This window comes from Antarctobacter albus, from assembly GCF_900101505.1.
Taxonomy (GTDB): domain Bacteria; phylum Pseudomonadota; class Alphaproteobacteria; order Rhodobacterales; family Rhodobacteraceae; genus Antarctobacter; species Antarctobacter albus.
The window spans coordinates 35,525-56,615 of the sequence record NZ_FMZI01000005.1 but is presented as its reverse complement, the minus strand read 5'-3'; the positions used below and the strand labels follow the sequence as shown (position 1 = coordinate 56,615).

Annotated in this window: 22 protein-coding genes; 13 read left to right on the top strand and 9 right to left on the bottom strand. The window is 64.9% G+C overall.

Translation table 11 applies throughout. The features are described from left to right. Positions 1-2: 2 nt before the first annotated feature. The gene (gene guaD, locus BLQ71_RS09840; RefSeq protein WP_074621590.1) at positions 3-1,289 is read right to left on the bottom strand and encodes a guanine deaminase; all 1,287 of its coding nucleotides are present in this window, start codon (positions 1,287-1,289) and stop codon (positions 3-5) included. A 107-nt stretch (positions 1,290-1,396) separates the two neighbouring features. On the opposite strand from guaD, the gene mgtE reads away from it, so the two are divergent. Together mgtE and BLQ71_RS09830 are read left to right on the top strand one after the other, a co-directional pair. Then, positions 1,397-2,791, top strand: coding sequence for a magnesium transporter (mgtE, locus tag BLQ71_RS09835; protein WP_043137958.1), 1,395 nt, complete (start codon positions 1,397-1,399; stop codon positions 2,789-2,791). Continuing rightward, positions 2,788-3,351, top strand: coding sequence for a 5-formyltetrahydrofolate cyclo-ligase (locus BLQ71_RS09830; RefSeq protein ID WP_043137957.1), 564 nt, complete (start codon positions 2,788-2,790; stop codon positions 3,349-3,351). The genes mgtE and BLQ71_RS09830 overlap by 4 nt, the downstream gene beginning before the upstream one ends. 4 nt (positions 3,352-3,355) lie before the next feature. Here the strand turns inward: BLQ71_RS09830 and BLQ71_RS09825 are convergent, their stop codons facing one another. The 8 genes from BLQ71_RS09825 to BLQ71_RS09790 form a co-directional block, all read right to left on the bottom strand. Next, positions 3,356-4,291 (bottom strand): DMT family transporter, encoded by a 936-nt coding sequence (locus BLQ71_RS09825; RefSeq protein WP_074621589.1) that lies wholly within the window; start codon positions 4,289-4,291, stop codon positions 3,356-3,358. Positions 4,292-4,397: 106 nt separating this feature from the next. Next, on the bottom strand, positions 4,398-5,333 hold the full coding sequence (locus tag BLQ71_RS09820) for an AEC family transporter (RefSeq protein WP_074621588.1): 936 nt from the start codon (positions 5,331-5,333) through the stop codon (positions 4,398-4,400). A gap of 179 nt (positions 5,334-5,512) precedes the next feature. Next, positions 5,513-6,313 (bottom strand): MBL fold metallo-hydrolase, encoded by an 801-nt coding sequence (locus BLQ71_RS09815; RefSeq protein WP_074621587.1) that lies wholly within the window; start codon positions 6,311-6,313, stop codon positions 5,513-5,515. After that, positions 6,310-7,113: a TatD family hydrolase gene (locus BLQ71_RS09810; protein ID WP_074621586.1), complete on the bottom strand. Its 804-nt coding sequence runs from the start codon at positions 7,111-7,113 to the stop codon at positions 6,310-6,312. Before BLQ71_RS09810 ends, BLQ71_RS09815 begins: the two co-directional genes overlap by 4 nt. A gap of 64 nt (positions 7,114-7,177) precedes the next feature. Continuing rightward, positions 7,178-8,026 (bottom strand): hypothetical protein, encoded by an 849-nt coding sequence (locus tag BLQ71_RS09805; RefSeq protein WP_074621585.1) that lies wholly within the window; start codon positions 8,024-8,026, stop codon positions 7,178-7,180. Continuing rightward, positions 8,023-8,424 (bottom strand): biopolymer transporter ExbD, encoded by a 402-nt coding sequence (locus tag BLQ71_RS09800; protein ID WP_052244296.1) that lies wholly within the window; start codon positions 8,422-8,424, stop codon positions 8,023-8,025. Before BLQ71_RS09800 ends, BLQ71_RS09805 begins: the two co-directional genes overlap by 4 nt. Positions 8,425-8,428: 4 nt before the next feature. After that, complete coding sequence (locus BLQ71_RS09795) at positions 8,429-8,806, bottom strand: ExbD/TolR family protein (protein WP_074621584.1); 378 nt, start codon at positions 8,804-8,806, stop codon at positions 8,429-8,431. A 3-nt stretch (positions 8,807-8,809) separates the two neighbouring features. Then, entirely contained in the window at positions 8,810-9,472 is a 663-nt protein-coding gene (locus BLQ71_RS09790) for a MotA/TolQ/ExbB proton channel family protein (protein WP_229754769.1), read from the bottom strand. A 76-nt stretch (positions 9,473-9,548) separates the two neighbouring features. Between BLQ71_RS09790 and BLQ71_RS09785 the strand changes: the two genes are divergently transcribed. The 11 genes from BLQ71_RS09785 (at position 9,549) to mraY (ending at position 21,079) form a co-directional block, all read left to right on the top strand. After that, entirely contained in the window at positions 9,549-10,151 is a 603-nt protein-coding gene (locus tag BLQ71_RS09785; RefSeq protein ID WP_074621583.1) for a hypothetical protein, read from the top strand. A 1-nt stretch (position 10,152) separates the two neighbouring features. Further along, positions 10,153-10,875 (top strand): hypothetical protein, encoded by a 723-nt coding sequence (locus tag BLQ71_RS09780; RefSeq protein ID WP_074621582.1) that lies wholly within the window; start codon positions 10,153-10,155, stop codon positions 10,873-10,875. 131 nt (positions 10,876-11,006) lie between these two features. Continuing rightward, on the top strand, positions 11,007-11,960 hold the full coding sequence (locus BLQ71_RS09775; protein WP_074621581.1) for a hypothetical protein: 954 nt from the start codon (positions 11,007-11,009) through the stop codon (positions 11,958-11,960). Beyond that, positions 11,957-12,505 (top strand): hypothetical protein, encoded by a 549-nt coding sequence (locus BLQ71_RS09770; protein WP_074621580.1) that lies wholly within the window; start codon positions 11,957-11,959, stop codon positions 12,503-12,505. Before BLQ71_RS09775 ends, BLQ71_RS09770 begins: the two co-directional genes overlap by 4 nt. Before the next feature lie 831 nt (positions 12,506-13,336). Continuing rightward, complete coding sequence (locus BLQ71_RS09765) at positions 13,337-13,849, top strand: division/cell wall cluster transcriptional repressor MraZ (protein WP_074621579.1); 513 nt, start codon at positions 13,337-13,339, stop codon at positions 13,847-13,849. Continuing rightward, complete coding sequence (gene rsmH / locus BLQ71_RS09760; protein ID WP_074621578.1) at positions 13,850-14,845, top strand: 16S rRNA (cytosine(1402)-N(4))-methyltransferase RsmH; 996 nt, start codon at positions 13,850-13,852, stop codon at positions 14,843-14,845. Position 14,846: 1 nt separating this feature from the next. Beyond that, positions 14,847-15,194: a cell division protein FtsL gene (gene ftsL / locus BLQ71_RS09755; RefSeq protein WP_043137935.1), complete on the top strand. Its 348-nt coding sequence runs from the start codon at positions 14,847-14,849 to the stop codon at positions 15,192-15,194. Then, on the top strand, positions 15,191-16,984 hold the full coding sequence (locus BLQ71_RS09750; protein WP_043137933.1) for a peptidoglycan D,D-transpeptidase FtsI family protein: 1,794 nt from the start codon (positions 15,191-15,193) through the stop codon (positions 16,982-16,984). Before ftsL ends, BLQ71_RS09750 begins: the two co-directional genes overlap by 4 nt. Before the next feature lie 68 nt (positions 16,985-17,052). Then, a complete protein-coding gene (locus tag BLQ71_RS09745) occupies positions 17,053-18,546 on the top strand; it encodes a UDP-N-acetylmuramoyl-L-alanyl-D-glutamate--2,6-diaminopimelate ligase (RefSeq protein WP_074621577.1) in 1,494 nt (497 codons plus the stop codon). Beyond that, positions 18,543-19,985 (top strand): UDP-N-acetylmuramoyl-tripeptide--D-alanyl-D-alanine ligase, encoded by a 1,443-nt coding sequence (locus BLQ71_RS09740; protein ID WP_074621576.1) that lies wholly within the window; start codon positions 18,543-18,545, stop codon positions 19,983-19,985. Before BLQ71_RS09745 ends, BLQ71_RS09740 begins: the two co-directional genes overlap by 4 nt. Positions 19,986-19,996: 11 nt before the next feature. Continuing rightward, complete coding sequence (gene mraY / locus BLQ71_RS09735; protein ID WP_043137927.1) at positions 19,997-21,079, top strand: phospho-N-acetylmuramoyl-pentapeptide-transferase; 1,083 nt, start codon at positions 19,997-19,999, stop codon at positions 21,077-21,079. Positions 21,080-21,091: the final 12 nt, after the last annotated feature.

Sequence of the window (21,091 nt, the reverse complement as noted above, 5' to 3'; positions counted from 1 at the left end):
CCTCAGACCACGCGCCGCCCTGCAACGTAGGTCGCCGCGATGGCGCGATCGTCCCCCATCATGATCGTCGGAAACAGCGCCTCCCAGAGGTCTTTCGCCCGCGCGCTGCGCTGCGCGATGGCCGGGGTCGAGGCGAGGTCGAGCGAGATGAAATCCGCCTCCATCCCTGGGGCGAGGCTGCCGATGCGGTTGTCGAGGCGCAGCGCCCGGGCCGAGCCGGTGGTGGCCAGCCAGATCAGTTCCGCCGGGTGCAGGGCGCGCCCGCGCAGTTGTGCGACCTCGTAGGCGGCGGCCATGCTGCGCAACATGGAAAAGGACGATCCGCCGCCGGTGTCGGTGGCAAGGCCCACGCGGTGGCCCGCACGCGTCAGCCCATCCATGTCGAAGAGGCCGGAGCCGATGAAGGTGTTCGACGTCGGGCAATGGATCAGCGCGGCGCCGGTCTCGCGCAGGCGGTCCTTCTCACGCGGCTCCAGGTGGATGGCATGGCCATAAAGGCCGTTTGCGCCCAGGAGGCCATGCGCCTCGTAGGTATCGAGATAGTCGCGCGCTTGCGGAAAGAGCGATTTGACCCAGGCTATTTCATCCGTCTGCTCGCTGAGGTGTGTCTGCATCAGGCAGTCCGGGTGTTCGGCCCAGAGAGAACCCAGGGCCGAGAGCTGCTCGGGCGTGGAGGTGGGCGAAAAGCGGGGCGTGATGACATAAGAGGCGCGGCCTTTCCCGTGCCAGTGCGTCAGCAACGCCTTGCTGTCGTCATAGGCGGATTGCGCGGTGTCCCGCAGGCCCTCGGGGGCGTTGCGATCCATGCAGGTCTTGCCTGCCAGTACCCGCATGCCGCGCGCCGCGGCGGCCTCAAAGAAGGCATCCACAGAGGCCGGATGGATCGTGCAGTAACTGCAAACCGTGGTCGTGCCTTGTTCCAGCAGCAGATCGAGGTAACGGCCCGCGATTTCCGCGGCATAGCCCGGGTCGCCAAAGCGCATTTCCTCGGGGAAGGTATAGGTGTTCAGCCAGTCGATCAGCCGCTTGCCCCAGCTGGCGATCATGGCCGTCTGCGGGTAGTGCGCATGGGAGTCGATGAACCCGGGCAGCAGCAGGGCCTGCCCGTGGTCCGTGGTGCTGGAAAAGTCACCCCGCCGCAGCGCCTCGGCGCCGCCGACCTCAGTGATCACGCCATCCTCGATCACCAGTGCGCCATGCCTGTCGTGCCGGGCCGCGCCCGGCCCCTCGACAAGGGGATCGGCGGTGAAGGTCAGGGTCTGTCCCAGGTGCAGGTGGCGTTTGCTCATGCAGAAAATCCTAGGCAGGTCGCGAAGAAAGGTAAATCGCCATAGTCCCCCTGTCGCCCGCCGACAGCTTGTCATAGTGTCGGGCGACGACAGGTGGAGGGCAGGGCATGGCCGAAGAGCTGGAGGCAGAAACCACCGAGACAGCAGAGCGCGACGACGCCTATGCGCTCGACCGCAAGGCCGTTGCGGCGATTCTCTATGCGGTGGATGTCGAGGACAGGGAACAGCTGGTCGAGCTGATGGAGCCGCTGCACGCGGCCGACATCGCCGACCTTCTGGAACAGATCAACGCCTATGATCGCGGCCGGCTGATCCGGCTCTACGACAAGGAGTTCGACGGCGAGATCCTGTCGGAACTGGACGAGGCGCTGCGCGAAGAGGTCTTTGCCGCGCTGACGCCCTCGGTTCTGGCGGACGCGGTGCGCGAGTTGGACACCGACGACGTCGTCGACCTGGTCGAGGACCTGGAAAGCGATCAGCAGGACGCGATTCTGGATGCGCTGGAAGCCGGCGACGCGGCTGCGGTCCGCCAGTCGCTGAGCTATCCCGAATTCTCTGCCGGGCGCCTGATGCAGCGCGAGGTCGTCATGGCGCCCGAACACTGGAGCGTGGGCGACGCCATCGACTACATGCGCAGTTCCGACCGGCTGCCGGAACAGTTCTACCATGTCGTGCTGGTGGACCCCCGGTTGCGGCCCGTGGGCAACGTGACGCTGGGCAAGATCATGTCGTCGCGCCGCGACGTGTTGCTGAAATCCATCGTCGAAGAGACCTTTCACACCATCCCCGTCACGCGGGACGAGGGCGAGGTGGCCTATGCCTTCAACCAGTACCACCTGATCTCGGCGCCGGTCGTGGACGACAACGAACGACTGGTCGGTGTCATCACGATTGACGACGCGATGGCGGTTCTGGATGAGGAAAACGAGGAAGACATCCTGCGCCTTGCGGGCGTCGACGGTGAAAGCCGGCTGTCCGACCGGGTGATCGAAACGACGAAGCGGCGCTTCCCCTGGCTGGCGGTCAATCTTGTCACGGCGGTGCTGGCCTCGCTGGTGATTGCCCAGTTCGAGGCGGCCATCGCGCAGGTGGTGGCGCTGGCGGTGCTGATGCCCATCGTGGCCTCGATGGGCGGCAACGCCGGCACGCAGTCGCTGACGGTGGCGGTGCGCGCGCTGGCCACCAAGGACCTTACCGGCGCCAACATCTGGCGGGTGATCCGTCGCGAGGTGGCGGTGGGGCTCATCAACGGGCTGGCCTTTGCCGTCATAATGGGAATCGTGGGCATCCTCTGGTTCGGCTCGTTCCAGCTTGGCGGGGTGATTGCCACCGCGATGGTGATCAACCTGGTGATTGCCGGACTGGCGGGGATCGTGATCCCGGTTATCTTGGACAAGGCAGGGGTGGACCCGGCCCTGGCCTCGGGCGCCTTCGTGACCACGGTGACGGATGTGGTCGGCTTTTTCGCCTTTCTGGGACTGGCAGTGGTGGTGTTGCTATGACGACTTTGGAAGACCGCAAGGCGGCAGCGCGCAAGGCGGCCTTTGCCCGCCGGAAACCGGCGTTTGAAACCCAGGCGCCCGGCGCCGCCGGCAAGTTGAGCGAGGTGCTTGCGGGGTATCGCGGGGCGCCTCTGTCCGGATTTCTGCCGATCCGCACGGAAATCGACCCGGTGCCCGCCATGGCCGAAGCTTCGGCGCACGGCCCCGTCGGCGTGCCGGTGATCGAGGCCAAGGGGCAGCCACTGAAATTCGCCCGGTGGGAGCCGGATTGCACCCTGGTCGACGGGCCGTTCGGGGCACAGATCCCGGAACACCAGGTCTATTTCGAACCGGAGGTGCTGATCGTGCCGCTGGTCGCCTTTTCCCGCGATGGCGGGCGGTTGGGCTATGGGGGCGGGTTCTACGATCGCACGCTGGAACTGTTGCGGTCGCGGCGGCCGACGCTGGCAATCGGGTTCGCCTTTGGCGCGCAGGAGGACGTGGATCTGCCGCTGGAGGAAACCGACCAGCCGTTGGACCTGATCGTGACCGAGGCCGAGGTCATCACCCCGGCGCGCTAGGCCCTCAGACCGGCGGCGGCGGTGTCTTGGCACGCAGTTCCAGCCGCCGTTCCCTTTCAAAGACATAAAGCCCGGAGGCGACGATCACCGCGATGCCGACCCAGGTCAGCGGTGTCGGGAAATCGCCAAAGGCGAAATAGCCGATCACCGTGGCGCCAACGATTTCCAGGTATTGCAGCGGTGCGATGGTCCCGGCGGGGGCCAGTCGCAGCGCATAGGTCAGGAACAGGTGCGAGATCGTCGCGACCACGCCGACCCCGACTAGCGTCCAGATCGCAAGGCCCTGCGGCCGGATGGGATCGAAAAGCGCGTTGCCCGTCCCCTCCATCAGCAGCAGGGGCGGTACGATCAGAACGGTCGCGGCCAGTGCGGTGTGCCCTTGCAGGACAAGTGGATGCAGGCGCCGCGCCATCGCGCGGGTCATCAGCATGTAGATTGCGAACAGTGCCGCCGTCACCAGCGGCAGAAAGGCCACCAGTCCCAGGTCGGAAAAGCTGGGCCGGATCACCAGCAACGCGCCGCCAAAGCCCACGGCACAGGCGCTCAGCCGCCGCCAGCCAACCGGTTCCCCGAGGAAGATAGCGCCCATGAGGATCAGCACGAAAGGCTCGACGAAGAAGATCGAGATCGCGTCGGCGATGGGCATGTAGCGCAGCGCGGTAAAGAAACAGCCCGTGGCCGCCAGCAGCGCGGCGGCGCGGGCGACATGGCGGACAAGATCGCCCAGGGTGACCCTTTGGCTGTGGCCGAGAATGGCGGCCAGCGGCATCAGGATCGCCACCTGGATCGCAAAGCGAAAGGCCAGGATCTGCGGTACGGGCACCTCTGCCGGTGTCGCCTTGGCCAATGCGTCCATCATCGGCGCAAAGGTGCAGAAGGCCAGCATGAAGAGAATGCCGATTGTGGTCCGGTCGACGCTTTGTTGGGCTTGGGTGGTCATGGGGCCTCGCTGAACCGGCGCAAGGATCGGCGCGCCTTGTAATCGGGTCTTGTCGAAATGCGACGGGGGCGGGCGATTGCGGCCGGGCAAGGTGTGTGGTGCACGGTCATGGCAGGATCGACAGCCAGATCCACGCGGTCAGCACGGACAGGGTGGTGGCGATCAGGACTGCCGAGGCCGCCACGCGCCGTGCGCGCCCGTAGAGGTTTGCGAAGACGTATGAGTTGATCCCCGGCGCCATCGCCGCGGTCAGAACGGCGGACCGGAAGGCCGGGGTCGACAGGCCGGTGAGCGTGCCCAAGGTCCAGGTGATCGCCGGATGCAGCACCAGCGAGATCGCGCAGATATAGGCGATCACCCGTCCGTCGCCCTGCGGCTTGTAACGGCAAAGCACGCCGCCCATGCCGAAGAGGGCTGCGGGAAGGGCAGTGCGGATCAGCATGTCCAGCGCATCGGTGGCCACTGTGGGCAGCGAGAGGTTCAGGAGGTTCGCGATGAGCCCCAGACCGATGCCGATCACCAGCGCGTTGCGGAACATCGCCCGGCCCACCTTGGCCGGAAGGGCGCGGTTCGAAATCCCGGCTGCCCTTGCACGGGCGATCTCCATCGCGGTGATGCCTATGCCGTAGCAAAAGGGCGAGTGCATCGCGACGATGACATAGTTGGCCTGCAGGGCATCGCTGCCATAGGCGCGTTCGGTGATCGCAAGACCCATCATCAGCGAATTGGCGAAGAGACAGCAGAACCCGATGGCCACCGCATCTTCCCAGTCGCGCTTGAAGAAATAGCGCGCACCCAGCAGCCCCGCGACAAATCCCGTGGCCGACCCGGTGTAGAAACTGACCAGCAGCCAGGGATTGAAGTCCGGGCCCAGTTCCAGCGTCCAGATGGCGCGGAACAACAGGCAGGGGATGGCGATGGTCTGGGTAAAGCTCATCAACCCGTCGACGCCGCTGTCGGAAAACCAGCCTTTCCAGACCGCGGCATAGCCGGCGCCGATCACCAGAAAGACCGGCAGGATCACGTCGAGCAGCGCCTGCATGTCGGGAAGCCTTGGGGAATGAATGCGTCAGAGGCGCGGAATGCGCGTGGGCAACCTCACATAGCTTGCCCCGAGGTGCAACTGCCGGTCGCGGGACGCGCCGCTGCGTGGGTTCTGAACAGGACAGCGGCTCATTGTCCGGGGCTTGCCCGTCGAGACCGCCGAGCAGCAGGAAGAGGCTACAGCGCGTAGCGGATCACCTTGCCGTCATAGGCCGGGGTGATGTGGTCCGGGGTCTCGGCCTCCACCTCGGCATAGTCGAGGTCGATGTGCATGTTGGTCAGAACCGCGCGGCGGGGGGCCGCACGGGCGATCCACTCCAAGGCCAGGTCAAGATGCGCATGTGTCGGGTGCGGCGTGCGGCGCAGCGCGTCCAGCACCCAGCAGTCCAGGTTTTCCAGATGCGGCCAGGCCGCGTCCGGTATCGTCGCCACGTCCGGCAGGTAGGCTAGGTCGCCGATGCGAAAGCCAAGCGCGTCGATGCTGCCGTGGTTGACCTCGAAGGGGGTCAGGGTGACGGGGCCACCGGCGCCCTCGATCGTGACGGGGCCGTTGATCGTGTGCAGGTTCAGGATCGGCGGATAGGGCGAACCCTCGGGCTGGACAAAGGCATAGGCGAACCGGGACAGCAGGTCGTCCTGCGTGTCGCCATCGGCCCAGACGTTCAGCCGTTCGCGGGTGTTGAAGACGATCTGGCGCAGATCGTCGAGGCCGTGGGTGTGGTCCGCATGGGCATGGGTGTAGACCACGGCATCCAGCCTTCCGATGCCGGCGTCCAGCAGCTGGTCGCGCATGTCGGGCGTGGTGTCGATCAGAACGGAGGTCGTGCCGTCCGGAGTTTCGCGCTCGACCAGCATGGAACAGCGCCGACGGCGGTTCTTGGGGTTCTGTGGATCGCAGGCCCCCCAGTTTCCGCCCAGCCGGGGCACGCCGCCGGAAGACCCGCAGCCAAGGATCGTGAAACGCAGTTCTCCTGTCATGCAGCGCGCTCCCAGAGGGCGGCCTTGGCAAAGAGCGTGTCGAAATTCGCCTCTGTCCGGCGGGCGAATTCCTCGTAGGGCAGGCCAAAGACCTCGGCGCCCTTCTGCGCGGTATGGGCGACATAGGCCGGTTCGTTGCGCTTGCCGCGATGGGGCGGTGGCGCAAGATACGGACTGTCGGTTTCCACCAGGATCCGATCCAGCGGCGCACTGGCAAAGATGTCGCGCAGGTCCTGCGACTTGGGAAAGGCGGCGATGCCGGACATGGACAGGTAGAACCCCAGGTCCAGCGCGGCCTTGCCGAGCGCGGCACTGGACGAGAAACAATGCATGACACAGGTGTACTCCTGCGCCTTGTACCCCTCTGTCAGGATACGGGCCATGTCGTCGTCCGCGTCGCGGGCATGGATGATCAGCGGCAGGCCGGTTTCCTGCGCCGCCTCGATGTGGATGCGCAGGCTGGTCTTCTGCACCTCGGCGCTTTCGGCGGTGTAGTGATAGTCCAGCCCGGTTTCGCCGATACCGACGAATTTCGGATGTTTCGCAAGCGCCACCAATTCGTCCACCGTGGCCAGGGGCTCTTCGGCGGCGGACATCGGGTGGGTTCCGGCGGCATAGAAAACCGGCGCATGCGCCTCGGCGATGGCCCGGACCTGGGGTTCGTTGCGCAGGCGGGTGCAGATGGTGACCATGCGATGCACGCCCGCGCGCAGGGCGCGGTCGATCACCTCGGGGCGCTCCTGGTCGAAGTCGGGGAAATCGAGGTGGCAATGGCTGTCGGTAATGGCGGGAACGGTCATGACGGCTCCTTGGTTGACGGTGGTATCTAGGATGCCGCCGGGAGGGTCAAGGTGGGGGCGCCGGTCAGGGGGCGGCCAATCCCGAGGGCCGCGCGACCGGGCGCGGCAGGAAGGGGGTGGGCCGCACGAAGGGGCGTGCAATCGGGCGTAGGGTGGTCACGGGCGCCTGTGCCGTGGGTGGGCCAAGTTCAGGGTCCGGCACGTCCGGCTCCGGGCGGCTGAGGGGTGGCGCAGGCGGTTCAGGCACCGGATCTGGTCGCGGCTCGGGGCGTCGTTCCGGTTCCAGCCCTGGCGAAGGCGGCGTGACCGGATCGGGCGTCGGCTCTGGCGCGGGTTGCGGATCGGGCGTGACGGCAGGCGTCGCCTCGCGGACCGGCCCTGCCGGAGGTGGAGCCGCAGGTTGAGTGTCGATCCGGGGCAGGGCGCCGGTCTTTGGCGCCACGATCCCGATACCGGGCGCGCGCGGGGCGGCGGGCGAGCTTCGCAGGGCCGCGCGCGAGGTTTGCAACTCGGTGGCGGAAAAGGGGGCGGGCAATCGCGGTGCCTCTGGGGCCGGGCCGCTGGACACAGGCCGCGGACGCGGTATCGGGTCGGCCTCGGGCGGTGCGGTGGGCACGGCCGGCATGCCGGGGGACCGGGGCACCGGCGTGCGCGTCGGTGTCAGCGGCCCCTTTGCGGGCGCAACCGGGGCGGTCTCGTCAGGTGGGGCATCGGGCGTTTCCGGAACGTCCGTTTCCGGCGGTCGATCCCAGGCGGCGACAAGCTCGCCCAGTTCCGCAGAGACCGGAATCAGCTTCAGGGCCGGATCAGAAGACTCTTCGTCCGGCAGCGCGATCAGCGCGAGTGCTACGGCATGGATGACCAGCGCCAGACCCAGGCAGACCAGGCCCTCGAATATGCGCCGCCCCGTCATTCCTTGGCCTCCCCGATCGTTACCAGATCGACACGGCCCGCCCCGGCCTCGGCGAGGCGGGACAGGAGGCGGGCCAGCAAGGCGGCCTGGGTCTCTTGCCCGGTCTGCAGGCGCACCAAACCGCCAGAGGCGGCCGAGCGAATTGCCTCTTCCCCGCGCAACGTGCCGAAGGTGACCATGCCCGACGGCGCGAGGATCAGAACGCGCTGCATCTCTGCGGGTCTGTCGACCGCCAACTGGCTGCGCCTGGCACTGCCGGGATCGGCAAAATGCGCCGCCAACAGAAAGAAGATCAGCAGCAGGAAGACCACGTTGATCATCGGCACCACCGGTTCGCGGCTGGGCCTGGCCGTGCCGGGCCAGAACCGGCGGGAGGTGCTGAGACGGGATCGGAACATAGATCTATTCTACCACGGTCAGCCCGGTCAGCCCGGCCTTGCGCAAGGTCTCCAGCACCTCGATCAGGCGCGCGACGCCGGTGCCGGGGGCTGGGCGGACCACGACGATATCCTGTGGTGAGGCCATCAACGGGGCCAGCGCGCCGGGCAGGTCTGTGACCGGCTGTCCGTTGAGCGTGACGCCTTGTGGCAACACGCTGATCAGCCGGGGCGGGCCGCTGTAGGCGCTGCCGCCCTCTGTGCTGGACAATAGCAACGACAGCCCCTCCGTCCCGCCGAACCGCGCCACCAGCATGAAGAAGACCAGCAGCAGGAAGACCACGTCGATCATCGGCGTCAGGCTGGGGCGGCGGCGGCGCGGGGAGGTGGGAAGGTTCAACATGGGTCAGGCGGTCTCCGGGGTGTCCTCTTCTTCCCCGGCATAGGCCCAGGGGGTGGTAAAGACGCGGGTCACGATGTCCTCGAGATCATGGGCCAGTCGATCCGCCATGCCGTCGAAGACCGAGAGCATGACGCTGGCGGGGATGGCGACGGCCATGCCGGCGGCGGTGGTCAGAAGAGCCTCCCAGATGCCGCCGGCCAATGCCGCCGGGTCGGCCTGCTGTCCGCTGTCCTGCAGCGCCTGGAAGGCGTCGATCATGCCCAGCACCGTTCCCAGCAAGCCGATCAGCGGCGCGATTGTCACCACGAGGTCGAGCATCCGCAGGCCAAGACGCGTTTCGGTCAGCACGGCTCGGGCCTGGCGGGCCGCCTCTTCGCGGGCGTCTTCCTCGGGGATCGAAAGGCGCGCCTGCATCGCGGCCTGTGCCACGCGGGACCGCGGCGCCGGATCAAAGGAGATATGGCTCATCGCCAGCGTGGTCTGCCCCTGGCCCCAGAAGCGCAGGGCGGTTTCGGCCCCGGCGCGTTTCCAGGTGCCCAGGCGCAGGAGTTGCCACAGTTTCCAAAGGATGAGCGTCAGCGTCAGCACCGAGAGGACCGCAATGGCCCAGAGCGCCGGGCCGCCGCGGTCGAGGACCTGGGTGAATGTGTTCAGGCTGTTCATCATGGTCGGGTCTTTCTGGAGCGACGATCGGGGCCTGTGACAGTGTTCTCATGAAATAGCGCCTGGGGCGAGTGTTGCTGTGCCCCTGTTGGATGACATTCATTCTTACAGTGAAGGCGGAATAGGGGCGAATGAGGCGGCCGAGACCGACCCGGACATCGTGATCGCCGGGCCGACCTACCCGGTGCCCCACGCGGACGCGGTCCACCTGGACGGGGCCGGCGGGCGCGACTTCGGCCTGCAGTTCGGCAAGGTCATGTTCAAGCGGCTCTGGCGCGGCGAGGACTGGCACCCGGTGGAGCCGCGCCGGATCACGCAGCACAGCGCGCGGGTCGTTTCGTGCCGGTTCCACGTTCCCGAGCCGCCCCTGGTCTTCGACACCGCGACCGTCACCGACCCGGGCGACTACGGCTTCGTGGTCGAGGACGACAGCGGCACGGTGGCGATCTCGGAGCTGCGCATCCTGCGCGACACGGTGGTGATCACCACCTCGGCCGACATCGGCGCCAACCCGCGCCTTTCCTATGCCTACTACGGCCCCGCCGGCAACGGCGGCGGCCCCGCCACGGGCTGTCGCGGCAACCTGCGCGACAGCGACCCCACCACAGGCCCCAACGGCGCGAGGCTGTGGAACTGGGGCGTGATCTTCAACAAGCCGATCCCCTACGAGAAAGGAGCCTGACATGGCCACCCTGATCCGCCTTTCCGGCGTCACCACCGACAACGAGACCCTGCCGAGCCTGGCCGACTACGGCAGTCAGCCGCAGACCGGCCTGATCGACAGCATCAAGATGACGGCCGACATCACCGCGAACAGCGTCGCGGGCGGCGCTGCCATGACCGACCAGTCCACCGCCACCGGCGGCAACGTCGCGACCTGGGCCGACGGCATCGCCACGCTGCCGGATCTCTCCGGCACGGGTGAGTACCACCGGTTCCAGATGACCAACGACTATGCCTCGCTGAACCGCACGCTGGCGGTGATCTACCGGGTGCCGGACACCAGCCGGTCGCAGACCCTCTTCGGGGTCTCGAACGGGTTCAACCTGTTGTCGAGCGACAGCCTGACGCTGAACTTCAACGACGGCGCCAACCAGAACGTGGACGTCGGTTCGGTCACAGCCAATGTTTGGAACAGCGTGATCGTGACCGAGGACGATACCGGGCTGCGCCTGGTGCACAACGGCGGCGCCATCCAGGCGGTCAACTGGGCCGACTACGCGGCCACGCCCGCCACGACCAACGTCACGATCTTCGGGCGCAACAGCGAAACCTTCTCGCCCTATGGCGAGTTCGCCTTCCTCTCGGCCCACAACGTCGCGCTCAGCGACGCGGACCTCGCCAACTACGCCGCAGGGCTCGCCGCCTTCGCCGCCGGCGTGAAGGGCATCACCATCGGGGGGTGAAGGGGGGGGCATCAGCGAATTGGCAACGAGTTCTTCTAGTCTTTCCAGCTACAGGCCACCAGTGCTTCGAAAGACTGGAAGAATCAGTTGCCAAATGAAAACCTCTCCGTGTTTGCGAGAAGGATTTTCTAATGCCCGTCTATCGGTTTTTGGAGTATCGGCGAGTTATCTGGTTGGAAGGAGGCCCTCTGTCGCTGGAGGACCAATGTCGACAAGCGTTCAACTCGCTGCCGCTAACCACCGAACGGGTCGTGACGCGCGCCGACGGAACCAACGTCATGGGTCTTCGGATGCGAGACGTGGGGCAGCGCGGAGTGTTCGTGCACTGTGGACGGTATGTGGATGATCAAGCCACTGGGGTCATTCCGATGAATGAACAGCGGCAAACACAAGTCAATTCACGGCGACCAGGTAATGCTGAGAACTTCCTGAACTCAGATTTCTTAGGCCTGCTCTTCGGGAACCACGTCATCACTTTGAACGCGGGCATTAACGGCGCTTCACTAGGGAACTACCTTCGAGGTTTGTTCGGTTTGGCCGAGATGAACGAAGACTGTACGAAGTTCGATCTGGTTCGCATCGCCGATGTGAACAAGTTGGCCAAGATCCGGAGTTCTGGTGGTGTTTCATCCTTGAAACTCGATCTTGCAATAGACGAGGCCGTCCACATAGCGCTTACCGACCACGTGCCCGAGCCCGCCAACCCTTCTTTGGGCTGGGGGGTTCGGCAGCTACTGGCACCGGTCAGCGAGGCCATAGGCGACCTTATCAAAAATTACGAGCCTGCAAGTGGTCTCGCGAGCAGCACTAAAGGAACTGTAAAACTTGAAATATCGGTTCCGGCGGGCGATGCAATCTTGGCGCGCAACGGTATGGACGGCACCGCTCAGCTTCTAGTCGAAGACGAGGATGCAGATGATTATGTCATCAAGCTCAGGAACGGCGACACCATTAAACCGAGCGAAATTTCGCTGAAAAAACGCGTTCGCTTGGATCGCTTTGCAAATTCTGTGGATGTGAACCAAGCCGAAGACCACATGCTGGTCTATGCTGAGGAGCTCCGCGAAGGTGGTCTCTTAGAATGACCAAGCAACGCCAGGCAGAAAAGGGTACATCCAAATATGCGTGGTCGCGTCTACTGGGTGGTGTCGTGCTGCTTGGCGCCTCCGCGTTAGGCGCATACTTCCTGCAACCACTCATCTCTGGCAACAAGGATGCCGTGAACACTGTCGTGACAGTATTCTCGATCCTGGCGGGGTTCTTAATCGCGGTGATAACCTTCATCGGCGACCCGGGCCCCAGTGAGTGGAGGGATCTCCAACTGGGACGACGTGAGGTAAAGGCCAAGCTTCGCCGGCACCGTTGGTTGTTCTATTTGTATCTGGTCACACTGGGCCTTGCGTTAGCCATGTTCTTGATCCCTTCAACCTATGTGACGTTGATCGTCTGGTTTGAGCGCGCCTTCGTGGGTGTGGCTATTTTTGTTTTCCTCGCATCCTTCACCTTGCCCAACTCTCTGTCTCAGTTGCAGATGGCCAAATATGACGCAGCGCTTGATGACCGCTCGCCTGAGTATGTGCGACGGCTCAAAGAGAAATCGCATCCTGGCGATGATCCGGTGGGGAAGTGACCTCTGGACGAAGAGTATTCTTGGTCGGAGACGTGGTACGCCTCGAAGCTTGCCGCGCTGCAAGCTAGGTGCATCGGGCTGAAGCGCCGTTGCTGTAAATCCTAGTGTAATTCACTGCAAATGTTAGCGTCACGCTACAGTCACGCTACAAGCGTCACGCTACAGTCACGCTACAGGCATCCTGCAAGAAACCGTATTGGACCCCGGTTTGGGAATTGATGGCACTCGGCATGGGAAAACCTGGCCCAGGCGGGCAAGACCCTGCCGAAATTCATGGTTACGGTGCGATTCAGGGTGATTCGCCGTTGGGAATAAGGCATCAAGCGCTTGCTTCCTGCGGTCACTCGGTGCGGAAAGCCCGATTGACGTGGATTTCGTGGGACCGCAGGGGAAATTTTTCTCGCCATCAGGTTTGTCTATATCTTGTGTTGGGTGTGTTGTGGTTCGCTAGGTTTGCGCAGATTGTGTCCTGTGTGATCGGTGGCGCCCTATTTTCAAGGCTCTGACTACACTCGCATTCCGCGATTTCCCCCAAAAAGGGATTGATTACCATGAAGTGGCATGGCATCACTAACTCACACGATGGGACACGGAAGCAAGGGCACCCAAGGCCCGGCACCGAACTCACAAAAACAACAAGAGCAGGTTTCATACAGGCATCCGCTCTCATCGTGACAACAAGGATCCGGCGCGCGGGCGAGCAGACATCCCCCCAGGTGGCGCGCGCAGTCGGAGACACCCGCTTAGCGGGTCAAGCGGCGGGTTGATCAATGGCAGCTGATCAACCCGCCGTATTTCGTTTCAAACGGGGGAATTGAGGGGCCGAGGGCAGTGAGCCGCAGGCTGAGGTTCAGAGGCGAGCATCGACTGAAGGTCGATGGCAAGGGGCGGATGAGCATTCCCGCCTCCTTTCGTCGTGTCCTCGAGGCCGGTGACCCCGATTGGGAGAAGGATTCCAAGGACAACGGCAACCCGGGCTTTGTCATGGTCTATGGCAATCCGCGTCTGCCCTACCTGGAATGCTATACGGTCGAAGAGATGGAGCGCATCGAGGATCGGATCGATGCGATGAAATCGGGCGAACGCAAGCGGGTGCTGTCCAAGATCTATTCCTCGGGGTCGGTGAATGCCTCGGTCGACGACACCGGGCGCATCGTGATCCCGGCCAAGCTGCGGGCGCGCTATGACATCGATGGCGAAACCTACGCGGTGGCCAGCCTGAACAAGTTCCAGATCTGGGCGGCGGACCGCTATCAGCCGACAGATGCGATCGAAGAAGACGACCTGATGGAAGATCTGCCCGAGGATCCGATGGAGTGGCTGGACGAGGTCGAGGAGGTCTGAGTGAGTGATCCCGCGGCGCATAACGGCGGCGCACCTCATGTTCCGGTGCTGCTGCGCCCCTTGCTGGAGGCGGTTGCGCCGGTCGAGGGTATCTGGATCGACGGCACGCTTGGCGCTGGCGGATACACCCGTGGCCTGCTGGAGGCTGGCGCCGACAAGGTGATCGGGATTGACCGTGACCCGCTGGCGCATGAAATGGCGCGTGACTGGGGCGCGGCCTATGGCGACCGGCTGGAACTGGTCGAAAGCAATTTCGCGCAGATGGACGAGGCGGCAGAGGCCGTGGACGGCGTGGTGCTGGATCTGGGCGTCTCGTCGATGCAGCTTGACCGGGCCGAACGCGGTTTCTCCTTCATGAAGGACGGGCCGCTGGACATGCGCATGGGGCAGGCGGGCCGCACTGCCGCGGACATCGTCAACACGGCGGACGAGGCGGACATCGCCGACATCCTCTATATCTACGGTGAAGAGCGGCAATCGCGCCGCATCGCGCGCGCCATCGTGCAGGACCGTCCCTTTGACCGGACCTTGCCGCTGGCCGAGCTGATCGAGCGCGTTATTGGCCGTACCAAGCCGGGCCAGGCCCATGCGGCCACCCGCAGTTTCCAGGCTCTTCGGATCGCGGTGAACGGCGAATACGATGCCTTGTGGCAGGGGTTGATGGCCGCCGAGCGGGTGCTGAAACCGGGCGGGCGGCTGGCGGTCGTGACGTTTCATTCGGTCGAGGACCGGATGGTCAAACGCTTTTTCCAACTGCACGGCGGCAAGAAGGAACATGTGAACCGCTATGCCACGGAGGTGCCCGAAGCCACGGAGCCTTTCGAGGTGCTGACCCGCAAGGCCATCGGCCCGGACGCGGAAGAGCTTGCAACTAATCCGCGTGCCCGATCCGCCAAGCTGCGGGTGGGGCGGCGAACGACTGTCCCCGCGCGGCCCGTCGAGGCGGCGGAATTGTCCATGCCGCAGATGAAACCGACCACCACAAGGAGAAGATGAAATGCGCAGCCTTCTGTTCCTGCTCGCGGCCGCGGCCGTCATCGCCTCCGGCTATTGGGCTTATCATGAGAACTACCGCACCAAGGCGGAATTGGACCATGTCGACGACCTCCGACGCGATATCGGGGCCGCGCGCGAGCGGTTGGCGATCTTGCGGGCGGAATGGGCTTACCTGAACCGGCCCGACCGTCTGCGCGACCTTGCCGAGCTGAACTTTGACAGGCTGGGCCTGCTGCCGTTGACGCCGAACCATTTCGCCAAGGTCGACCAAGTCGCCTTTCCCCAGCTTCAGATCCTTGACCTGACGCAGCCCATCGACGTGACCTCTGCCGGGGCGACGAACCCATGACCCGTATCCCGCTTCGCCCGCTTGCCCGTATCCTCGAGGCCCGCCAGAACGGCGAAAACCCCGATGCCATCGAGCGCGAGAATCGCCGGTTGCGCCACGAGGAAATGCGAGACCGGATGCGCCTGCGCGCCGAAGGCCGCCTGCTGGTGCTGGCGATGATGTTCCTCTGCGCCTACGGCGTGGTGGGGGCCCGGATGGGGATGTTGTCGGCCTCGGAGCCCGAAGAGCCGCGCGCCCAGGCCAGCGGTGCCTCGATCATTGCCAGCAGGGCGGACATCGTCGACCGGCACGGCCGCGTGTTGGCCACCAACATGTCGACCCATAGCCTTTATGCGCATCCGCAGCAGATGATCGACCCGCTGCGGGCTGCCGAGGAACTGGCCAGGATCTTCCCCGAGATGGAGGCCGAGGCCCTTGCGCGCCGGTTCACCGACCCCAAGCGCAAGTTCCTGTGGGTGAAACAGAAACTCAGCCCCGAGCAGATGCAGGCCGTGCACGACATCGGCGAACCGGGGCTGTTGTTTGGCCCGCGCGAGATGCGCCTGTACCCCAACGGTGCCATCGCGTCCCATGTGCTTGGCGGTGCGCGTTTCGGTCGGCAGGGGGTTGCCTCGGCCGAGGTCGTTGGCACCGCGGGGATCGAGAAATACCTGGACGAGGAACTGCGGGATCCCGCGCGTGAGGGCGCCCCCCTGGCGCTGTCGATCGACCTGTCGGTTCAGGCAGCGACCGAAGAGGTGCTGGACGCGGGCATGAAGATGCTCAACGCGCGTGGCGCGGCCAGTGTGCTGATGGATGTGCACACGGGCGAGGTGATCGCCATCGCCTCTCTGCCTGATTTCGATCCCAACGACCGGCCCCGCCCGCCGGTCGAGGGGCAGCCGGACGACAGCCCGCTTTTCAACCGCGCGGTGCAGGGCCTGTACGAACTTGGCTCGACCTTCAAGATCCTGACGGTGGCTCAGGCGCTGCAGATGGGACTGGTCCACCCCGAAACCATGATCGACACGTCGCCGCCATACGAGGTGCTGGGCTTCAAGGTGGGCGAGTTCAACGGCAAGAACTACGGCACGATTTCGGTGACGGACGTGATTGCGCAAAGCTCTAACCGGGGCACGGCCAAGATCGTCATGATGATCGGGCGCGGGCGTCAGCAGGAGTTCTATCGCAATCTTGGCATGTTCGAACCGCCTCAACTTGAAATCGTCGAGGCCAAGGGCGCCAAGCCGCTGGTGCCATCGCGCTGGACGGATCTGTCGGCGGTGACGATTTCCTATGGCCACGGAATCTCTGTCTCGCCGCTGCACCTGGCGGCGGCCTACGCGATGATCGGCAATGGCGGGCACATCGTGGAACCGACTCTGCTGAAACGCGACCGCCCGCGTGTGGGGGACAAACTGCTGCGGGACGACGTGGCAGAGGCCTCGCTGAGGATGCTGCGCAAGGTGGTGATCGGCGAAAAGGGCACGGCCACCTTTGCCGAGGTGCCCGGATACCGTGTCGGCGGCAAGACGGGGACAGCGGAAAAGCCCAAGAAGACAGGCGGTTATCACAAGGACAAGGTCATCGCCACCTTCGCGGCCCTTTTCCCCACCGACGCGCCGCGTTATGCCCTTGTGGTGATGCTGGACGAGCCGGTGGAAACCACCGGCTCCAAGCCGCGGCGCACCGCGGGCTGGACCGCCGTGCCGGTGGCCGCCGAAATGATCGCGCGGATCGCGCCGCTTCTTGGCTTGCCTCCAGAGTATGATAAGGGGCAAGTGAAGACGTTGACGACGGCCTCGGACTGAGGTCGTCCGCCGCGTGCCGCCAGGCCGGGGCCGGCGGGCAAGCAAACGACCTTGGGGGCAAACGAGAGATGGCGTCGGAACGCAAGATCCTGTCAAAAAGCCTGTCGGAACTTGGGCTTCATGCCCGTGGCGGGCGTGACGTTACCGTGACGGGGCTGGCCGTGGACAGCCGCGAAGTGCAGGAAGGTTTCCTGTTTGCGGCGCTGCCCGGCACGCGGGTGCACGGGGGCGAATTCATCCAGTATGCCCTGCGCATGGGGGCCAGCGCGATTCTGACCGATGCCGAGGGTGCAAGGATTGCCGCCGCGGAACTGGCCGCCTCGGACGCAGCGCTGGTCATCGCAGAGGACCCGCGTCAGGCCTTGGCCTATACCTCGGCCCTGTGGTTCGGCGCGCAGCCCGCCACGATGGTTGCCGTCACCGGGACCAACGGCAAGACGAGCGTGGCCAGCTTTACCCGCCAGATCTGGCAGGAATTGGGGCTGCGCGCTGTCAACGTGGGCACAACCGGCGTCGAGGGGGACTGGCAGACGCCGCTGAAACACACGACGCCAGAGCCGATCACCCTGCACCGCGTTTTGGCGGGGGCGGCGCAATCCGGTGTTACGCATGCCGCGATGGAGGCTTCATCGCACGGACTGGCGCAGCGGCGGCTGGACGGCGTGACCCTGGCTGCCGCCGGGTTCACGAATTTCACCCAGGACCATCTGGATTACCACGCGAGCTTTGACGAGTACTTTGCCGCAAAGGCGGGGCTTTTTGCCCGCGTCCTGCCAGAGGACGGCGTGGCCGTCATCAACATCGACGACCCGCGCGGCGTCGACATGCTGGCGATTGCGCGGGCGCGCGGGCAGGAGGTCATCACCGTGGGCCGTGAGGCCGCCGACCTCTGCCTGGAGGCGCAGCGTTTCGATGCGACTGGACAGGAAATCCGGCTCAGCTTTGAAGGAACCGTCCGCCAGGAGAGGCTGTCGCTGATCGGTGGTTTCCAGGCAGAGAATATCCTTGTGGCGGCGGGGCTTGTGATTGCCTGTGGCGGTGATCCCGAGGATGTCTTTGACGTGCTGCCCCTGCTCGGCACCGTGCGTGGCCGGATGCAACTGGCGGCCAAGCGCGACAACGGCGCGGCGATCTTTGTCGACTACGCGCACACGCCCGACGCGGTGGCGACCGCCTGCCAGGCCCTGCGCCCGCATGTCATGGGGCGACTGGTGGCCATCGTCGGCGCCGGGGGCGACCGCGACAAGGGCAAGCGCCCGCTGATGGGCATGGCGGCCACGGAACACGCCGACACGGTGATCGTGACCGACGACAACCCGCGCACCGAGGACCCGGCGACGATCCGTTCCGAGGTTCTGGCCGGTGCGCCCGACGCTTTCGAGGTGCCCGACCGGGCCGAAGCAATCCTGCGCGGTGTCGACGGCCTCGGACCGGGCGACGCGCTGCTGATCTGTGGCAAGGGGCATGAGACCGGCCAGACGATCGGCGATACGGTTTATCCCTTTGACGATGTCGAACAGGCCAGTGTCGCGGTGGCTGCGCTGGACGGGAGGGGCCTGTGAGCGAAGCCCTCTGGACCTCTGCCGAGGCGGTTGCCGCGACGGGGGGGGACACGCCCTGTGACTGGACGGCGACGGGCGTGTCCATCGACACGCGAACGCTGCAACCCGGCGACCTCTTTGTGGCGCTCAAGGCCGCCCGGGACGGGCATGACTTCGTGCAACAGGCGCTGGACAAGGGTGCGGCGGCGGCCCTGGTCAGCCGCGTTCCCGAGGGTGTGGACAGTTCCGCGCCACTCTTGCTTGTCAATGACGTGCAGGCAGGACTTGAAGCTTTGGGCAAAGCCTCCCGTGCACGGACAAGGGCGCAGGTCGTGGCGGTCACCGGGTCCGTGGGCAAGACCTCGACCAAGGAGATGTTGCGCGCCACGCTGGATGCGCATGGCAGCGTCCACGCGGCCGAGAAGAGCTATAACAACCATTGGGGCGTGCCACTGACGCTGGCACGGATGCCGCGTGACGCGGATTTTGCCGTGATCGAGATCGGCATGAACCACCCGGGCGAGATTGCCCCCCTGGCGCGGATGGCGCGCCCGCACGTGGCGCTGATCACCACGGTCGCCCCCGCGCACCTGGCCGCCTTCGAGAACATCGAGGGCATCGCGCATGAAAAGGCCTCGATCTTCGACGGGTTGGAGCCCTACGGAACCGCGATCTTCAACGGCGATCTGCCGGTCAGCCCGATCCTGCGGGCAAAGGCCGAGGAGGGGCGCCGCTGGTCGGTGAGCTTTGGTGAGCGCGCCTGCAACCAGTACCGTCTGTACCGCGTCACTGTGCGCGACGCCTGTACCGTGGCCATCGGGCGTGCGGGTACGGAACCGCGTCTTTTCAAGGTCATGGCCCCTGGGCGGCACTTTGCGGTCAACGCCCTGGGCGTTTTGGCCGTGGCCGATGCGCTGGGTCTGGACCCGGCGGTGACGGTCATGGGGCTGGGGCAATGGCATCCCGGGGCGGGACGCGGCCAGCGCGAAAAGATCATGCTGGATCCGGTCGATGCGCGGATCAGTGTCGAGTTGATCGACGATGCCTATAATGCGAACCCGGCTTCGCTTGCGGCCTCGCTCGAGGTGCTGGCAGCGGCCCAGCCACGTCATGATGTCGGGCGTGTCGCAAGAGGGCGCCGCATCGCCTATCTGGGCGACATGAAGGAGCTGGGCTCCGGCGAGGTAGAGTTGCATCGCGCCGTTGCCGGCAACCCGGCGTTGCAACGGATCGACTTGGTGCATTGCATCGGGCCGCTGATGCAGCACCTCTGGCGTGAACTGCCGGCGGACAAGCGTGGCCACTGGACCGAGACCAGCGACAAGATGGCGGAACGGGTCGCGCGCGATCTGGATGCCGGGGACGTGGTTCTGGCAAAGGGCTCGCTCTCGATGGGGGTGGGGCGCGTAGTTGACGCCATTCGCAAATTGCGCCAAGCGACACCGGACTTGGACGGGTAAGGGGACAGGCCATGCTTTTCTGGCTGACAGAGTTCAGTGACGGCGGGGACGCCTTCAACCTTTTCCGCTATATCACCTTTCGCGCCGGCGGGGCTTTTCTGACCGCGCTGATCTTTGGCTTTCTCTTTGGGCGCCCCTTGATCAACGTGCTGCGCAAGCGGCAGGGCAAAGGCCAGCCGATCCGCGATGACGGTCCCGAGGGGCATATCGTCAAGGCGGGCACCCCGACGATGGGCGGGTTGCTGATCATCGGCGCACTGGTGACCTCGACCCTGCTTTGGGCGCGGCTGGACAATGCATTTGTCTGGATGGTTCTTTTCGTGACCGTGGCCTATGCGGCCATTGGGTTCGCAGATGACTACGCCAAGGTCAGCAAGCAGAACACAGCCGGCCTGTCGGGCAAGTTGCGCCTTTTGCTGGGCTTTATCATCGCGGGGATCGCGGGCTTCTGGGCCTCGGCTTATCATCCCCAGGAACTGACCTACAGCGTCGCCTTCCCGATCTTCAAGGACACGCTGCTGTATCTCAGCTACATGTTTATCCCTTTCGCCATGATCGTGATCGTGGGTGCGGCCAACGCGGTCAACCTGACCGACGGTCTTGACGGGCTGGCCATCATGCCGGTGATGATCGCTGCCTCGACCCTGGGCGTGATCGCCTACGCGGTGGGCCGGGTCGATTTCACCGAATATCTGGATGTACACTATGTGCCCGGGACCGGGGAAATTCTCGTGTTCGCTGCGGGAGTTGTCGGCGGGGGGCTGGGATTCCTGTGGTATAACGCGCCACCGGCGGCTGTCTTCATGGGCGACACCGGTTCGCTGGCTTTGGGAGGGGCTCTGGGGGCCATTGCCGTGGCGACGAAGCACGAGGTTGTGCTGGCCATCGTGGGCGGGCTTTTCGTGGTCGAGGCGCTGTCGGTGATCATCCAGGTGCTTTACTTCAAGCGCACGGGCAAGCGTGTCTTCCTCATGGCGCCGATCCATCACCACTACGAGAAGAAGGGCTGGGCCGAGCCGACCATCGTGATCCGCTTTTGGATCATCTCGCTGATCCTGGCCATCATCGGCCTGGCGACGCTAAAGGTTCGTTGAGGGACTCCAGCT

Excerpts from the sequence above, each read along its gene's own strand:
- BLQ71_RS09790 (WP_229754769.1), bottom strand. The coding sequence starts at position 9,472 with ATGATGAACAGCCTGAACACATTCACCCAGGTCCTCGACCGCGGCGGC.
- BLQ71_RS09805 (WP_074621585.1), bottom strand. The coding sequence starts at position 8,026 with ATGACGGGGCGGCGCATATTCGAGGGCCTGGTCTGCCTGGGTCTGGCG.
- BLQ71_RS09780 (WP_074621582.1), top strand. The coding sequence starts at position 10,153 with ATGGCCACCCTGATCCGCCTTTCCGGCGTCACCACCGACAACGAGACC.
- BLQ71_RS09830 (WP_043137957.1), top strand. The coding sequence starts at position 2,788 with ATGACGACTTTGGAAGACCGCAAGGCGGCAGCGCGCAAGGCGGCCTTT.
- BLQ71_RS09770 (WP_074621580.1), top strand. The coding sequence starts at position 11,957 with ATGACCAAGCAACGCCAGGCAGAAAAGGGTACATCCAAATATGCGTGG.
- BLQ71_RS09795 (WP_074621584.1), bottom strand. The coding sequence starts at position 8,806 with ATGTTGAACCTTCCCACCTCCCCGCGCCGCCGCCGCCCCAGCCTGACG.
- BLQ71_RS09745 (WP_074621577.1), top strand. The coding sequence starts at position 17,053 with ATGGCGTCGGAACGCAAGATCCTGTCAAAAAGCCTGTCGGAACTTGGG.
- BLQ71_RS09815 (WP_074621587.1), bottom strand. The coding sequence starts at position 6,313 with ATGACAGGAGAACTGCGTTTCACGATCCTTGGCTGCGGGTCTTCCGGC.
- BLQ71_RS09775 (WP_074621581.1), top strand. The coding sequence starts at position 11,007 with ATGCCCGTCTATCGGTTTTTGGAGTATCGGCGAGTTATCTGGTTGGAA.
- mgtE (WP_043137958.1), top strand. The coding sequence starts at position 1,397 with ATGGCCGAAGAGCTGGAGGCAGAAACCACCGAGACAGCAGAGCGCGAC.
- BLQ71_RS09825 (WP_074621589.1), bottom strand. The coding sequence starts at position 4,291 with ATGACCACCCAAGCCCAACAAAGCGTCGACCGGACCACAATCGGCATT.
- BLQ71_RS09820 (WP_074621588.1), bottom strand. The coding sequence starts at position 5,333 with ATGCAGGCGCTGCTCGACGTGATCCTGCCGGTCTTTCTGGTGATCGGC.
- guaD (WP_074621590.1), bottom strand. The coding sequence starts at position 1,289 with ATGAGCAAACGCCACCTGCACCTGGGACAGACCCTGACCTTCACCGCC.
- BLQ71_RS09800 (WP_052244296.1), bottom strand. The coding sequence starts at position 8,424 with ATGTTCCGATCCCGTCTCAGCACCTCCCGCCGGTTCTGGCCCGGCACG.
- BLQ71_RS09750 (WP_043137933.1), top strand. The coding sequence starts at position 15,191 with ATGACCCGTATCCCGCTTCGCCCGCTTGCCCGTATCCTCGAGGCCCGC.
- mraY (WP_043137927.1), top strand. The coding sequence starts at position 19,997 with ATGCTTTTCTGGCTGACAGAGTTCAGTGACGGCGGGGACGCCTTCAAC.
- BLQ71_RS09810 (WP_074621586.1), bottom strand. The coding sequence starts at position 7,113 with ATGACCGTTCCCGCCATTACCGACAGCCATTGCCACCTCGATTTCCCC.
- ftsL (WP_043137935.1), top strand. The coding sequence starts at position 14,847 with ATGCGCAGCCTTCTGTTCCTGCTCGCGGCCGCGGCCGTCATCGCCTCC.